The organism is Frondihabitans sp. Leaf304, assembly GCF_001423105.1.
GTDB lineage: Bacteria > Actinomycetota > Actinomycetes > Actinomycetales > Microbacteriaceae > Frondihabitans.
Window position 1 is genome coordinate 180,115 of the sequence record NZ_LMNV01000005.1, and the last position, 13,150, is coordinate 193,264.

Below are 13,150 nucleotides of genomic sequence, written 5' to 3' on the forward strand. Positions count from 1 at the left end.
TCAACCGCACCACTTCGAGGGCGGCTCTCCCACTGGGAGGGCCGCCTTCGGCGTTCCCGTAGGCTTGCGACTATGACGTCTGCCGCTATCACCACCCGCAAGGCGCTGGCGAGCGACGTGCCCCACATCCAACGGTTGATAGCGCCGTACGTGAGCCGACGGATCCTTCTGGGCAAAGACAACGTCACGCTGTACGGCAGCATCCAGCAGTTCCAGATCGCGCTCGACCCCGACGGGGTGCCGATCGGCTGCGGCGCCCTCAATGTCTTCTGGGACGACCTCGCCGAGGTTCGCACCCTCGCGCTCGACCCCGAGTGGATCCATCACGGAGTCGGCCACAAGCTTCTCGAGGGGCTCGAGAACGACGCCCGCTCGCTCGGAGTCGGCCGTATCTTCTGCCTCACCTTCGAGGTCGACTTCTTCGTCAAGCACGACTATCTCGAGATCGGCGAATCGGTCGTCTCGCCCGAGGTCTATGCGGAGCTCGTGCGGTCGTCCGACGAGGGCGTCGCGGAGTTCCTCGACCTCGCCCGCGTCAAGCCGAACACCCTCGGCAACACGCGCATGCTCAAGGTGCTGCCCCCGGTCTGAGCCGCGGTCGAACCGCCCGACCTAGGCTCTGCCTGACGATCCGCCGCACGCCCGCGTGACTCGCCGGGCGCATCCGGGTCGCGGTACCGGCAGGCGCTTACCCTGTGCGCATGTCGTCGATCAAGCATCCCGTCGGCTCGGAACCGAGCTCGGTGTACTGGCGTCGCCGCGCAATCGTCATCGGGGTGCTGGTGCTCGTGGTGATCATCGTCGTGTTGATCGTGGCAAAGCCGGGTTCAGGATCCGACGCGACGCCCGCTTCGGCCCCGACCACGTCGGATCCTGCGGTTTCGCGCACTGCCACGCCGAAGCCCGCCCCCACGGCCGCCGCCACGTCGAAAGCCACCGACGCCCCCACGGCCTCGGCCTCGAATGCCACCTGCGACGCCGATGCGATCACGCTCAAGCCCGTCGCCGACCAGGCCTCATACACCTCGCTGGAGCAGCCGCAGATCTCGATGTCGATCACCAACACGTCGACGTCGGCGTGCTCGCTCGACCTCGGATCGGCCGAGCAGGTGCTGTCGATCACCTCCGGCGCCGAGACGTATTGGTCGTCGAAAGACTGCCAGGTCAACGGCACGCACCAGAAGATCACGGTTAAAGCCGGTCAGACGCTGACGACCCCGGCCATCGCCTGGGATCGCACGCGATCGTCGTCGTCGACTTGCAACAGCTCGCGGGCATCGGTGCCGGCCGGCGGAGCCAGCTACCACCTGTCCGTCGCCGTCGGGTCGATCAAATCGGCCACGTCGGCGCTCATGATTCTGAACTGAAACGGCACCATCGAATGGCATCCCCGAAACCTGAATTCCGCTCGGAGCAGCTCGAGCAGGCGCTCGCCGCGCAAGACGTCGCCGCGGTCGCGTTCGCACTCCGCAACGACGTGGTCGTCGTACCGCGCCTGGTGCTCGCTGACCGCAAAGACGAGCAGGTGCGGGTCTTCGGGCGGGAGAACACCGATAAGCGGATCCTGCTGCTGTTCTCGTCGGCCGAGACGTACAAGGCCATGGTGCCGAATGAGAAGGTGCGACTCGTGATGCTCTACGACGGGGCGAAGCTGCGCGACTTCATCGAGGCGCACCTGGACGTGCTGGAGCAGGTGTTCTTCGACATCGCCGGGCCGCACACGATGGCCGCGAACCCGGAAGATCTGCTGCGGGCGTTGCGGGCGTAGGTGCGGCTGGCGAGCCTTCGGCCTACCGAACTGGGCGATTGAGGCGGGTTGCGGGCCTGAAAGCGCCGAAATCGTAGGGTGACGGTTCAGAACTCTGGCAGAAGTGGCCCGCGGGACGGTTCCAGGGCCCGGATCGGCCGGTTTTGCCAGAATTCTGAACGGTCGGGGCTCAGAACGCGGCGTCGAGCTCGCGGTCGCGGTCGCTGGACGCGCTGGAGAACGCCTGCCGGAGCGCTTCGCGCAGGTGCTCGGACGACGAGTCGATGATCTGCGTGAAGCCGAGCCGCGCGGCCTCGGAGGCGCGCTGCTTGCCGGAGGAGACGGGCCGGATCTCGCCCGCGAGGCTGATCTCGCCGACGGCCGCCAGGGTGTGGGGGTAGGCGCGTTCGCGACTCGCGGAGGCGAGGGCGAGCGCGATGGCGAGGTCGGCGCCGGGCTCGGTCAGCTTGATGCCGCCGACCGTCGAGACGTAGACGTCGGCATCGCCGAGGCGGATGCCCGCGCGGCGTTCGAGCACGGCGAGGAGCATGGCGACGCGGGAGGCGTCGACGCCGTTGACCACGCGGCGAGGCTGCGGCGCGGTGCTGGAGACGATGAGCGCCTGGATCTCGACAGGCAGGGCGCGGCGACCCTCCATCGAGATGGTGATGCAGGTGCCGCTCACGGGAGCGCCGCCCCGCGACATGAACAGGCCCGACGGGTCTTTGACCTCGGCGATGCCGTCGCCCGTCATCTCGAAGCAGCCGACCTCGTCGGTCGGGCCGAAGCGGTTTTTGTGGGCGCGGATGAAACGCAGCGCGGTCTGGCGGTCGCCCTCGAACTGGCAGACGACGTCGACGAGGTGCTCGAGCAGGCGCGGACCGGCGATGCTGCCGTCTTTGGTGACGTGACCGACGAGCAGGATCGGCAGGTTGCGGTCTTTCGAGACGCGCACCAGGGTCGAGGCCACCTCGCGCACCTGCGACGGACCGCCCGCCATGCCCTCGCTGGCCGACGACGACACGGTCTGCACTGAGTCGACGATCACGAGCGATGGCTTGGTCTGCTCGATCTGGCCGAGGATCACGGCGAGATCGACCTCGGCGGCGAGAAAGAGGTTGGGGTGCATGGCGCCGGTGCGCTGAGCGCGGAGCCGCACCTGCGAGGCCGACTCTTCGGCGGTGACGTACAGCACACGAGCACCCTGCGCGGCGGCACGCGACGCGACCTCGAGCAACAGGGTCGACTTGCCGACGCCCGGCTCGCCCGAGAGCAGGATCGCGGCCCCGGGAACGATGCCGCCGCCGAGCACCCGGTCGAACTCGGCGATGCCGCTCGGCCAGTGCGAGACACTCTCGGCCGGGATCTCGGTGATCGGTCGCGCGGCGCGATCGGCCGGCACCGCGATCGCGCTCACGCCGCGGCTGGATGCGACCGCGGCCGACGCATCGACGACGGTGCCCCACGACTGGCACTCGGCGCATTTGCCGACCCATTTGATCGACGACCAGCCGCACTCGGTGCAGCGGAAAGTGGAGGTGGGGCGAGCCATGGGGCAACTCTAGGTGGTGCCACCGACACCGGCGGGTGATGCTCACAGGGGCCCGGCTGGTGGGGGTGGAGCGAGCGGGGGTGGCCGCGGATCCTTGGTTTGTCGGGTTGGGGGTTCGGCTCAGGAAGTCGCGGTGACGTCGTCGTCGGACCGCGCGATCGCAGCCCCGTGAGCCCGGTCGGCGACGGCCGAAGCAACACTCGTGACCCGGCGCGACGCGGTCACGTCGGCTGCTGCCCGTTCGGCGGCGATCCGGGCCAGGCGGGCGTCGATGGCGGGGAAGAACGCCGACGCCCACACCGTGTAGCCCTTGTCGTTCGGGTGGAACAGGTCTTTCGCGGTGTTGCGGTAGGTGCCGATGTAGCCCTGCCGGCGGGTGGTCGCATAGAGCGGGGCGACGGTCAGGCCGAGCTCCCCGGCGACACGGCGCACGATCTCGTTCGCCACGGCGACCTTCTTCTCGAGGTCGGGCAGCAGCATGAACGGCAGGTCGGCGACGATCGCGTGCGGGGGGAGGGCCCCGTAGATGGTGCGGATGTTCTTCTCGAACTTCGCGGCGTTGAACTCGCCGACATCGTTCGAACCGATCGCGACCGTGACGATGTCAGGAGTCAGATCGGCGAGGCGCGGCACCTGGTTGATCTTGCACAGGCGCGTCGTGGAGCCGCTCACCGCCAGATTCTTGACGCCGACCGTTGAGCGGGTGGTGCGCTTGATGTGCTGACCGATGCGGCCGACGTAGCTGCGCGACGGAGCCGACGCGCCGATGCCCTGGGCAGCCGAGTCGCCGAGAGCCACGTAGCTAAGAGCGCCCTGCTGGGCGAAGCGCTCACGCCACCACTTCGAATGCACGGGCAGGGTGCTGTTGAGCACGTCGGCCGCGACCTGTCGGCGGGCCATGAAGCGGCGGTAGTAGGCCGTGCCCGCGACGGCTGCTGCGGCTGCTCCGCCGACCGCTCCGGCGATTGCCTTCGTGTTGGTCATTCCGGCACGATACGCCCTCGCGGGTGCGCGGCCGCTCGGCCGTCTGCGCCTGGCCAGAGCGCAGGATCCGACAGCTCACCCGGGCGATTCGGCAAGCTCCCGAATCTGTACTAAACTCGCTCTCGGTACCGTGTCCGAGCGGCCGAAGGATCATGTCTCGAAAACATGTGTGGGGGTTAACTCCACCGTGGGTTCAAATCCCACCGGTACCGCAACAGAAAACCCCCGTTCGCGCGGGGGTTTTCTTATTTTGTGGGTGTTTTTGGTGCTTCTGGGGTGCAGCTTCCGGCCTGTACAGGTCGTACTCCTACCGGGAGGCGCCCTTGGGCTGTCGTCGGGAAGGTGGTTCCCAAGGCCGAGGTCGAATCCCTGAGGCCGGCGGAAGAGGATTCTCTTCCGTTCCCCTAGCCCGCCGCCAGCGAACGCCGCTGACGAACTCGGATGACGATAAGTACCACTGTCGCCGCGGCCGCTGGTATCGCGAAGACACCACACGCTCCGCCGAGGATGAGGAGGGTTCTCGCCGGGGATGTATCGGGCGCGTGACTGAAGAGTACGAGAATGCAGGCGGCCACCGCCACGGCCAGGAGCCAGGAGACGACGACGGCCCATGTGAGTGCGACGACGCTGCCGTCCTGTCGCTGACTTCCATTCAACGGGTGTCTCATGTTGCGAGCTAACCAGAGGCGACTTGCCGTTACAACGGGGGAACCTCGCCACTCTTTCCGGCGCGTGGTCGAGCCCGTCAGTTATTCAGACACCCGAAGACGCGGAGGGGCGTGAATCGATCTGGAGTTGCGGTTCTCTGGTGCGGCTCCGGGCGAGCGGTCCTGTGCGCTGATCGTGTCTCAAAAATCCCCAGGGGCGCTTCGCCGTCACCAAATATGTTGAGACGACATTTCAAGACAGTCAGTGATCTCTGACAGCCGTGCAAGTGAGGGGGAGTGGCTGTGCCGTTCAGATGGTCACGGTGAGAGCTTGGGACGTCTCAGAAAACTTTAGTTTTTCGAGACCCCTCGCTGCGCCGCCCGACCTCACTGATCTGGCCCTCCCGAGCATGGCACCAACGAATGGTCGACTTATGGGATGGGCGTAGCTCTCGGCAAGTAGAGGAGGCAGTCAGCGTGCCCCTCAGGTCTCGGCGCATTAGGTCGAAACGGCGTTGCACTTAGCCCCCGCTCACCGCGCATCGTCACCGTACGGGGTAAACGTGCATCCCCATGTCTGCGGCGATTTTGCTCTCGCAAACGACATTCGATGAGCGGTGCTCGTCCGGTCAACGTGCACCACACGGAATTACCCGTTCAAAATATGCAGAAGGCCACGACTGATCGGTCGATGCCTCAAGCTGGAGGAATGACGATCCCCGATGTGCCCTCTCGGACTCCGGAGCCGGCTGTTCCCTTCCGACCTCATCCTCGTGACTTCGAAGGTTTCCCCATGCCCTCGTCCGTTCCACCTGGGATGCGCCTCGAGCTGAGTCGCGCGCCGATCAAAGCGGGCCAGGAACCTGTCTTCGAGAAGTGGATGTCGGAGCTGAACGCGCGGTACGACGAATTGGAACCGGCGCTTTCGGACGAGCGGCAACTGTTTGAGGCGACCTTCAAGAGCACGGAGGCTGATGGGCAGGTATGGATCTACCACCTCAGTCTCATGGGATCAGACGGCACAGGCCTCGACGAGCAACACGCGATAGCGGCCACACATGCTGCCTACAGCCGTCAGGCCAAGGAACCCGGATGGGAAGAACTCGAGCCCAAGTTCATGCTCACCCCGAACCACATCCGAGACACCATGATCCGCTGGGCAGCCACCGGCTCTCACTGAACGCGCCACGAGTGGGCCGCACGTGACTAAGAGTCGGCCACCCGATGCTCAATACTCAGCAAGGCTCGAGTCTGCTCACCGTCAGAGTTGGCTATGTGCGCCCATCAAACCGGCGGCAGTGCTCAACCTTGTAGTCACAAAGCGGAAGACCGAAAGGGAGACGTGGAGTACGTCATCAGGTTCTCGACGAAGGAAAGCGTTGAGTACAGGGAAGGCCCCGCGCGGTTCGACTTCTGGATAGGCCCATTTCTGGATATACCCAGGGTGGAGGATTGGGACCGTGTCATGCCCTTGCCTTTTCGGGGTCGGAGGAATGAGATCCTCGAGCGTTTAAGGGCCGACAGCCGACTCCTCGGCACACCGTTCCGCGACGTCCTAGTGTGAGGTTCCCCATTCACCAAGGCTGTCTCCCACGATGTGCACTCTCGTGAGTACCTTCCGCGCCTAACGGTGAGGGTTGCCTCCCGCACGATGGGCGTTCGGCTTCCGTGCCGGTCGCGTAGCCTCGCTCCATGGATAACCCAGAGCTCTTCCCTTCGCGAGGCTTACGTGGGTAGACGTCGACCTCCCGTAGGAACTCTTTTGGAGTTTCCGCTACCAGACGGCACCTTCGCCTACGGACGGGCACTTCGTGACTCTTCCGTCGCCTTCTACCTACAACGTAGCTCGGAGGCGGGCACTGTTCCCAGCCCAATGGGCGAGGTGGATTTTGTAGTGGGCGTCTACAACGACGTTCTGACATCCGACTGGGTAAGTCACGTGGGCAGTGTCGCTCCATTGTCCGGAGAGGACGAGTGGCCGCCGCCCCAGGCGATCTATCACCCAGGCGGCGGCTACTCCGTGTACCACCGCGGCCTTATAACCCGGGCCGAGGAGTCGGAAATCGAAGGCCTCGAAGTGGCCGCCGTTTGGAACCGCCAACACCTCACGGACCGCCTTTTAGGCCAAGGAGATAAATGGCTTCCCCGCCGAAGTTACATCCGCGACTGATCGTTCCTTGAATGATTTCCGTGTGAACGGTCCAGCCGCACGCATGAGGTTCGGATTGAGTGCGTCAAGTAGCCTCGCTCCATGCAGAGGGTAACGGGCGTCGTCATTTCGTGGAGCGAAGACGAAGGATGGGGTACCCTGCGAACGGACTCGGCTCCTTCCGACGTGTTCGCCCTCTTCTCCGACCTGGACATGGAGGGATATCACGCCCTGCAGTCGGGCCAAAAGGTCGAGTTTCTTCTCGAGGACTACCCGCGGGGTCAAGATGGATGCGTGTTTCGAGCCGAAGAAGTTCGCGTCATTGGCCGATGACGCGCAGACCGAAAGCCGCGGCGGGCGAATGAACGGTAGCGGTTGGCTCGTCGCTCGAAGGACTCGGTCCATCCCTGGGCAGTCCTAGGCGCCTGCAGTAGTTCAACTACACGGCTAGATTACTAAGCTCATCCTGTGCCCACATACTCCCGGCTCCGACGCTATCTCCTGGGGGTAATGGCCCTCCTTTGGCTGGCCTCATTGCTTCTATTCGTAAGCCAGTTTTTGCTCGACCACGAAATTAGGTGGTGGGGAATTCTCTGCGTCGTGGCGGCAGCCATCAATCTCATCGATGTCTACCAAGTCCGCAGAGCTCAGAAACGCGGCGGAGAAAAACAGGCGTTCCCTTCGGCGGAAAGGAAGTAAAGGCGCGGCAAAGCCACTAGTTCCTGTCGCGCGCGGAGAGGGTTACGCCAACACTCCTCGACTCCTTCTCTAGAGTGGGCGTGTGCGCCTCGCCCCTACTCTTCTGATCGTCTCGACCTTGTGTGTCACCGTCCTCGCCGGGTGCTCGTCGGAACCTGTCGTCGATCAAGCCGCCATGGATAAATGGAGCACGAAACAAGATGCTGCCGCCCGTGGCGATGGGGTCCTTGGGGCCCTATCCGCGCCTATCAGTACCCGGAATCCGAAGCCGGGTGTAGACAAGGGGATCACGATCACCTTTGCCAAGGCGACAGACATCGAAGGGTTTGATTTCTCCTGCTTCGGCGGCGGAACCATGAGCGGAACCCTGACGACTTCTGCCGGAAGTCTCGGCACGACCAACACGGTCGAGTCCTTGTCCTGCAGCAAGGGGGCGCAGCCGCTCCACCTCTCCAGAGCGGGACGCACGGGCGTCGACAAGGTCGGCTTCAGCGCGTTCGACGCTAGCCAAGACAGCGCCTGGCAAGTCATCATCCGCGGCAACTAGACCAGCACCGTCACACCACGGCTCGAGCGTCAAGTATCTGAACAAGTCAATCTAGAGTCCGCGATGACGTGCGCGCGGTCATCCGCGAAGTTCACTCCGCACCAGGAGGCACGTTCTCATGAGCACTGACATGCACCCTGACACATCCGCCGCCATTCGCGCCGAACTTGCTGCCATTGGCACGGGAGGCAGCGGCCTCCAGCGCCGGCAATGGCACCGCCGTGTCGTCGGTACTCTGCTTGGTCTTGCAGCTACTTGTTGGAAAGTCTTGATCTGGAGGTAGTGAGGCTGATCCAGGCATGCCGGGCTTCGCGTTGCGGCATTCCTGACCTATGGTTTGGTAGTGATCGAGGAATTCTCCACTTACTGTCTTTACGCGGCGTATTCAGCCATCGGCGTTTACGTCATCTCGTTCATTGCGTTCGCGCTTGACCTCGCGAAGCGTTCTGGCGAGGCGCAGATCGCCTCGACGGCCGCGCTGAAAGCCGCTTCGGCAGCATCTCCGGCCATTCAGGCCGAGACCATGTCCATGGCGGGGGATTCTCGGGGCGGATCCACGACCCTCCTCCGGACCGGAGAGAAAACAGACGGGGAAACACCTCGCCGCTCGTCGAAGTTCGAGCGCGTAGGAATGTCCCTTATGGCCTTGGGGCTCCTGGTCCATATCGCGTCCATTGTCCTCCGCGGGCTTGCGGCAGACCGTGTCCCCTGGGCCAACATGTTTGAGTTCGGCCTCACCGGCACAGCGCTCATCGTCGCGGTCTTCCTAATCGTCAACCTCGTCATTGACCTGAGATACCTCGGCGCCTACGTCATGGGTCTAAACGTCCTGCTCTTGGGCGTGGCTGTCGTCAACTTCTACGTCACGGTCTCTCCACTCGTTCCCGCCTTGCAGTCCTACTGGCTTGTTGTTCACGTGTTCGTGGCGTGCCTGGGAACAGCTTTTTTCGCCATTTCCGCGGGACTTTCTGCAGGTCAAATTGTCCAGGCGAGACGCGAGACCGCCCGAACGGCGAAGCTCAAACTTCTTGACACCCTCCCGGAAGCTGACCGGCTTGAGGATTTGGCTTACCGCATCGCTCTCGTCGGTTTTGTCCTCTGGACCTTTACCCTCATGGCAGGAGCCATCTGGGCGCGCAGCGCCTGGGGACGCTACTGGGGATGGGACACGAAGGAAACCTGGACTTTCATTATTTGGGTCATTTACGCCGGGTACATCCACGCTCGAGCAACTCGGGGCTGGAGAGGTACGCGCTCTGCCTACCTGTCACTCATCGGATTCTCGGCTGTGATGTTCAACTTCTCGATTGTCAACCTGTTCTTCCGTGGACTGCACGCCTACTCGGGCTTCGAATCAACGGCCCCCTAGAGAGCTTGCTAAAGCAGCCGGGACAAGACGGGGCGCTCGTCATCGATCCTCCCGACCAATGCAACTGGATCCTGGGAAGCACTCGAGGGGTTGGTCACCGTGCACGGGGACACCGCCACTCAACGATCGCAGAGCGCCGCCATCTGACGATGAACTCCACAGATCGAGCAGAACATCGATACAGGCACAGCAGAGGGCAATGGTGGCTGCCTTTGCCGAGTTCGAGCACGCCATGATGGTCAGCCGCGCAAAAAATGGTCTGGCCGCCGCAAGGTCTCGAGGCAGACAAGGCGGCAGACCCGCAAAAAATGACACCGGAGCGGGTCGCTGAGGCCAGGCATCTCTACGAGGCGCGATCGAAAACGGTGACGGAAATCGCCAATCTTTTCGGTGTCAGTCGTCCCACGGTCTACCGGGTCCTGGGCGACACGTCAGGGCAGGCTCTCTGATGGTGGCCGTGGGTCCATGGCTATCCGCTGGTGTCGGGTTGCTGACGTTGGCGTGGGCGATCGTCGCTTACATACGCGAAAGCAGCGGAAAACGACAAGCGGACCAAGCCGAACGCGCCGCTCGCATGATCACTCTGCTTCGCGAAATAGATCTGGGCGGCGCCGACGTCGGGCTCGACTCGACCGCGACACGAACTCTCCACGAAGAACAGATCAGGTCCTTACAACGAGTGATACGACTCGGCGCAGTGGATTTCTCTGACCGAGCATTGCGCAGTGGGCTTTCCATCTTCGCGACCACCGCCATTGCTGGATACTCCGTCTTCTTCGGAGTTTTAGGGATCAACATATCCGGCAATAACGGGGTCACCGACCCCGCCCAGAAAGTCGTCAATAGTGTTTCGAGCTTAACGCTTGTCGGACTAGGTGTTGCGGGTCTAGTCGTCGTAGTCATGTCTTGGCGGCGGCGACGAAAATCCTCCCGTCGCCAACGGGCCGCAGGCACATTCGTTCCCACCGTACGCCAATCCATTGAACGCGAGATCTCTGAAATTTTGACTGCGATGAGAGTGCGCAGTGTCCGCCGCAAGGAGCGCGCTGCCTTGAAAGCTGCGGGGCCATCCTCTCGAACGGCTCCGTAGGTGAGAATGCCGCGGTTATCCTCTGGGAATGCCTCTCCAAGTCCTCGCCGCAGCCCCCGCAAACGTTTGGGAATGGATTAACTTCTACGGTTCCGGAATCGGTGCGGTGGCAGGCGTTGGTGCGGCCGTCATTGCCATCCTTACCCTCGTTTCGGCCGCTCTTGATAATCGGGCGCGGAGTCAGCCCATGATCACCGCGGAATTTAGGGCAGCACCGGAAAGCGACACCTTCGCCGAACTGGTCATCACAAATCTTGGGCAGACTCCCGCTCGAGATGTGGTGGTGCGCTTCATACCGGAACTGGAACTTCCCGCAGACACCACCGGGGTATCAGCCCGGTACATCGTCCAGCGCTACTCAAAACAAATTCCGGTCTTGAACCCCGGACAGGTCCTCTCCAACACCTGGTGGGCTGGCGAAAACAGAGGCGGGCCCCAACTCGTCAATGCTGAACCCACACCGGACGACGTCATAATCGTGATCACCTACCGTGGCCGTGGGCGACGCCGTCTCAAAGATTCGTTCCCACTCAGCATGGATACCGTGAAACTGACCACGAGCAGCTTCTCCTCCACATCTCAAAAGGGCCTCATGACGTCAATGAACAAACACCTAAAGACCCTGGCAGACAAGACGGCGGCGATCGCGACAGCCATGAACAAGAGTCGTTCTTAGGCTGCGACGTCAGCGGCAGATGAGACCATGCCGGTAACGGCTCTCCGGTCGTGGACGCTACTCACGCCATAGTCTGAGAGCGTGTCCGATCGCATTGCATGGCAGACCTACAAGGGTGAAGCCATCGAGACTCTCGTCGCGATCTTCCTTCTCCGCCTGCACCCACACGGAGAACGGCGAAAGCCATCCACAGGTGACAAAGGGATCGACATTCTCGTCCGCCAAAAAGACGGAACCTGGGATGTCTACCAAGTGAAGCGATACACCTCACGACTCGACGCCAAGCAAAAAGCTTCCATCACGGAATCGTGGACACGACTTCGTGACTACACTCTCGAGCGAAAGATTCAGGTCAGCAACTGGATTGTTGTCCGACCTCGCGACGCCACAACGGAAGACACGGAGTGGCTGGAAGGCCTCACCTCCGATAGCGGAGTCCCGGCTCAGTGGCTAGGCGAGACGAACTTGGACGCGTGGGCCACTCAGTTCCCCGAAGCGGTCGACTACTACCTCAAAGGTGGTGAACGACGAGCGTTTAACATGGCCATGCAACTCTTCCAGGCCGTCAAGCTTTCCCACGATGCCGCCGGCGGCATTGCTCTGAACCACTCGGAGGCCCGCGACGGGCTCGAAGCAATCTACAAATCGGTTAATGCCGTCGACCCACACTTCCGATACGAATTCGCTGTAGGGGCACCCCGCAAGGACCCCCTGACAGACGTTCCTGAAGACTCGGACCTTGCCGCGACCTTCGACGTCACCCGTGGGAAAGTCCGAGTCCGCACAAATATCTACCGCCGCTACAACCTTGCCGAGGAAGACAGCCCCCTTGACTTGGAACTCAATATTGCCTTCCGCCCGCACACGGACGCATAGGCACATAGCGTTGCCGCGTTTCAGGGGTTCGGGGCTCCTCTAGCCAACATGCCTGCCGAAGTGACGGGAGGGTTCCCAGGCGTTGATTTCTTCGATGGGCTTGCAGCCGAAGTCACCGTGGTGCCTGTCGAGGCCGGGCAAGACGGTGGCAATTACGAACTAACAGTCACCTCAGCTAGCGGCGACACTCTTACCGACCGGGTCGTTATGGACCGCATGAACAGAGGGGAACGAGGCTGGAGCTGGACGGGGATGATCGACGGCGCGTTGTCTTTGACTGTCTATGGCTCCTTTGACGGCGAGGAAAACGGGCTGTCGCTGCGGCCCTTCACGGTGCAGGGGATGCGCCCCCGCAGCGCCGAACTAGCCCTGCGACTCCAACAAGTCCTGTCCCAATCCGGGGAGTTCAGCATCGCCATAGCGGGAGGACCTCCCGTCATTGCCATGATTGCCACCGCCGACTCACGATGAAGAACGTGATGCGGCCCTCGCGAAGTCAATCGCGGCCATGCATGCGCTCACGCTTATCCAGCAGGGCACCCCAGCAGTCATCCGGGTGCCCACGCCCGCCGAGCTGCAACCCGGTGAGGTTCAGAGCTGGCTACGCGCCGGCGAACTCATCGAAAAAGGACACCGATCCACCGCCTGGGACCACCTCAACTTCACAGTCGACACTGCTGAAGCGTTCCCGCTCCTGCCCATCGAGCTCATGGCCGTCACCCGGGCTGTGGCCCGAGTAGGGGGGAAGCCCTTTTCCTACGGGCACGTGGTGCAGAGATGTGTCGCAGTCTCCAACCGTCCGCTCCAAAATGGA

Annotated in this window: 14 protein-coding genes and 1 tRNA gene; 13 read left to right on the forward strand and 2 right to left on the reverse strand. The window is 62.7% G+C overall.

Translation table 11 applies throughout. The features are described 5' to 3' along the window. Positions 1 to 72 precede the first annotated feature (72 nt). The 3 genes from ASF54_RS14260 to ASF54_RS14270 all read left to right on the forward strand — a co-directional run bounded on the left by ASF54_RS14260 (position 73) and on the right by ASF54_RS14270 (position 1,768). The gene (locus tag ASF54_RS14260; protein WP_055964522.1) at positions 73 to 591 is read left to right on the forward strand and encodes an amino-acid N-acetyltransferase; all 519 of its coding nucleotides are present in this window, start codon (positions 73 to 75) and stop codon (positions 589 to 591) included. 110 nt (positions 592 to 701) lie between these two features. Further along, positions 702 to 1,367, forward strand: coding sequence for a hypothetical protein (locus tag ASF54_RS14265; protein ID WP_055964525.1), 666 nt, complete (start codon positions 702 to 704; stop codon positions 1,365 to 1,367). 14 nt (positions 1,368 to 1,381) lie between these two features. Further along, positions 1,382 to 1,768: an SseB family protein gene (locus tag ASF54_RS14270; protein ID WP_055964528.1), complete on the forward strand. Its 387-nt coding sequence runs from the start codon at positions 1,382 to 1,384 to the stop codon at positions 1,766 to 1,768. A 169-nt stretch (positions 1,769 to 1,937) separates the two neighbouring features. Here the strand turns inward: ASF54_RS14270 and radA are convergent, their stop codons facing one another. Together radA and ASF54_RS14280 are read right to left on the reverse strand one after the other, a co-directional pair. Then, positions 1,938 to 3,299, reverse strand: coding sequence for a DNA repair protein RadA (gene radA / locus ASF54_RS14275; RefSeq protein ID WP_055964531.1), 1,362 nt, complete (start codon positions 3,297 to 3,299; stop codon positions 1,938 to 1,940). A 120-nt stretch (positions 3,300 to 3,419) separates the two neighbouring features. Further along, positions 3,420 to 4,283 carry an SGNH/GDSL hydrolase family protein gene (locus ASF54_RS14280; protein ID WP_084816316.1) on the reverse strand — a complete coding sequence of 288 codons (864 nt, stop codon included), beginning with the start codon at positions 4,281 to 4,283 and terminating at the stop codon, positions 3,420 to 3,422. A gap of 124 nt (positions 4,284 to 4,407) precedes the next feature. Between ASF54_RS14280 and ASF54_RS14285 the strand changes: the two genes are divergently transcribed. From ASF54_RS14285 to ASF54_RS16545, 10 genes are all read left to right on the forward strand, one after another. Next, positions 4,408 to 4,495, forward strand: a tRNA-Ser gene (locus ASF54_RS14285). Positions 4,496 to 5,723: 1,228 nt separating this feature from the next. After that, entirely contained in the window at positions 5,724 to 6,110 is a 387-nt protein-coding gene (locus tag ASF54_RS14290) for a DUF6176 family protein (protein WP_235481095.1), read from the forward strand. Between the two features lie 162 nt (positions 6,111 to 6,272). Continuing rightward, positions 6,273 to 6,494, forward strand: a complete 222-nt coding sequence (locus ASF54_RS14295) for a hypothetical protein (protein WP_055964537.1) — start codon at positions 6,273 to 6,275, stop codon at positions 6,492 to 6,494. A gap of 687 nt (positions 6,495 to 7,181) precedes the next feature. Then, a complete protein-coding gene (locus ASF54_RS17055; RefSeq protein WP_055964543.1) occupies positions 7,182 to 7,412 on the forward strand; it encodes a cold-shock protein in 231 nt (76 codons plus the stop codon). A gap of 448 nt (positions 7,413 to 7,860) precedes the next feature. Beyond that, entirely contained in the window at positions 7,861 to 8,325 is a 465-nt protein-coding gene (locus ASF54_RS14315; RefSeq protein WP_055964549.1) for a hypothetical protein, read from the forward strand. A 343-nt stretch (positions 8,326 to 8,668) separates the two neighbouring features. After that, positions 8,669 to 9,694: a c-type cytochrome biogenesis protein CcsB gene (gene ccsB, locus ASF54_RS14320; protein ID WP_055964553.1), complete on the forward strand. Its 1,026-nt coding sequence runs from the start codon at positions 8,669 to 8,671 to the stop codon at positions 9,692 to 9,694. Positions 9,695 to 10,002: 308 nt separating this feature from the next. Further along, the gene (locus ASF54_RS17060) at positions 10,003 to 10,143 is read left to right on the forward strand and encodes a helix-turn-helix domain-containing protein (RefSeq protein WP_442855796.1); all 141 of its coding nucleotides are present in this window, start codon (positions 10,003 to 10,005) and stop codon (positions 10,141 to 10,143) included. Positions 10,144 to 10,812: 669 nt separating this feature from the next. Beyond that, on the forward strand, positions 10,813 to 11,460 hold the full coding sequence (locus ASF54_RS16540; RefSeq protein WP_157510209.1) for a hypothetical protein: 648 nt from the start codon (positions 10,813 to 10,815) through the stop codon (positions 11,458 to 11,460). A gap of 81 nt (positions 11,461 to 11,541) precedes the next feature. Then, positions 11,542 to 12,336: a hypothetical protein gene (locus tag ASF54_RS14330; protein ID WP_055964558.1), complete on the forward strand. Its 795-nt coding sequence runs from the start codon at positions 11,542 to 11,544 to the stop codon at positions 12,334 to 12,336. Between the two features lie 48 nt (positions 12,337 to 12,384). Next, positions 12,385 to 12,807 (forward strand): hypothetical protein, encoded by a 423-nt coding sequence (locus ASF54_RS16545; RefSeq protein ID WP_157510210.1) that lies wholly within the window; start codon positions 12,385 to 12,387, stop codon positions 12,805 to 12,807. Positions 12,808 to 13,150 lie beyond the last annotated feature (343 nt).

Bases quoted from the DNA above. Each gene is read 5' to 3' on its own strand.
- ASF54_RS14260 (WP_055964522.1), top strand. From the start codon at position 73: ATGACGTCTGCCGCTATCACCACCCGCAAGGCGCTGGCGAGCGACGTG.
- ASF54_RS14265 (WP_055964525.1), top strand. From the start codon at position 702: ATGTCGTCGATCAAGCATCCCGTCGGCTCGGAACCGAGCTCGGTGTAC.
- ASF54_RS14270 (WP_055964528.1), top strand. From the start codon at position 1,382: ATGGCATCCCCGAAACCTGAATTCCGCTCGGAGCAGCTCGAGCAGGCG.
- radA (WP_055964531.1), bottom strand. From the start codon at position 3,299: ATGGCTCGCCCCACCTCCACTTTCCGCTGCACCGAGTGCGGCTGGTCG.
- ASF54_RS14280 (WP_084816316.1), bottom strand. From the start codon at position 4,283: ATGACCAACACGAAGGCAATCGCCGGAGCGGTCGGCGGAGCAGCCGCA.
- ASF54_RS14290 (WP_235481095.1), top strand. From the start codon at position 5,724: ATGCCCTCGTCCGTTCCACCTGGGATGCGCCTCGAGCTGAGTCGCGCG.
- ASF54_RS17055 (WP_055964543.1), top strand. From the start codon at position 7,182: ATGCAGAGGGTAACGGGCGTCGTCATTTCGTGGAGCGAAGACGAAGGA.
- ASF54_RS17060 (WP_442855796.1), top strand. From the start codon at position 10,003: ATGACACCGGAGCGGGTCGCTGAGGCCAGGCATCTCTACGAGGCGCGA.
- ASF54_RS16540 (WP_157510209.1), top strand. From the start codon at position 10,813: ATGCCTCTCCAAGTCCTCGCCGCAGCCCCCGCAAACGTTTGGGAATGG.
- ASF54_RS16545 (WP_157510210.1), top strand. From the start codon at position 12,385: ATGCCTGCCGAAGTGACGGGAGGGTTCCCAGGCGTTGATTTCTTCGAT.